At 27.1% G+C, this 1,116-nt stretch carries 1 protein-coding gene and 1 tRNA gene; both read right to left on the bottom strand.

The features are described from left to right. Positions 1-637 precede the first annotated feature (637 nt). Positions 638-775, bottom strand: coding sequence for a hypothetical protein (locus T514_RS26845; protein ID WP_156940057.1), 138 nt, complete (start codon positions 773-775; stop codon positions 638-640). 252 nt (positions 776-1,027) lie between these two features. Next, positions 1,028-1,103, bottom strand: a tRNA-Ala gene (locus T514_RS0121970). Positions 1,104-1,116 lie beyond the last annotated feature (13 nt).

The following is a 1,116-nucleotide window of genomic DNA, read 5'->3' as shown; positions in this document are numbered from 1 at the left end:
CACATCAGTTTTTCTTTGTCAACAACTTTTTTATATTTTTTAAAGCTGTTTTAATAATTCTTTAGAATTATTAAAAAATCAAATCTTACTAATGCGATTTTAAACTGTTGTGTTGTCGCATCTCTCAGCGACATGTGTTATTCTATCATAAAAGTTTCCTTTCAAAAGTATTAAATACATCATTATTTAAAATTATATGCTATTTTTATCTTTTTTTCTTCTTTTTACTTACTATTTCGTATATTGATACACTAGGTATAGTTATCTAGTGTATTTTTTATTTCTTACTTCTAGCTCCCTATAATCTACACCCTAAAGGAATTCTGTTCATAAGTTATACTAATCAACGTTATTTATAGAATAAAACTGCTTCCTTTATGAAGCAGTTTCACTATGATTAATTATTTATTGCCATAATACAATATTTTGTTTTACCTTTATTACATTGACCAAGCCACATTTCCCCATCTCCTACCATTACCCCTTGATAGTTTACAAAAGTACCTTTACATCTATATTTATTAATGTATTTTTGACTTTAGCTGTTACTATATTATCATAATTCTTTATAAAATTAGCTTCTATTGTTTTTTTAAGATTTTAGCAGTATTTTAATCCCCTGCTTATTTCCATTCTTTTAATTGATTTCATTTTTTTGCACTACTACTGTTTCTTCCTTATTTGTAATATTCAAATTGTTTTTTTCTGATGATTTACATCCAGCTAGGCTTGCCATACTTACTAATGCAATAATACACGCTACTAATTTACTCATCAACTTTTCCCTTGTTTTCCTCTCATATTTATTTGATCCTTTATCCTAATGTTAAATTGCAGATTATATTTATTATAAACTTATAATATAATATTAATCATAAATCTTATACACTTGATGTAGATCCTTTCATATAACTATATTTTTCTTAATTCATATACTAAACATTTAATTGATTATCATATATTATAGAGGTACTATAATATAAAATTCATAAACGAAAAAGAGTAGTCATTTGACTACTCTTTTTTATGGTGGAGATAAGGAGATTCGAACTCCTGACCCCCTGCTTGCAAGGCAGGTGCTCTCCCAACTGAGCTATACCCCCATATGGTGGACCT

It is taken from the genome of Clostridium lundense DSM 17049 (genome assembly GCF_000619945.1).
Classification (GTDB): Bacteria; Bacillota; Clostridia; order Clostridiales; family Clostridiaceae; genus Clostridium_AO; species Clostridium_AO lundense.
Note: the sequence above shows the minus strand (reverse complement) of the source record. Positions and strands in the feature narration are given on the sequence as shown.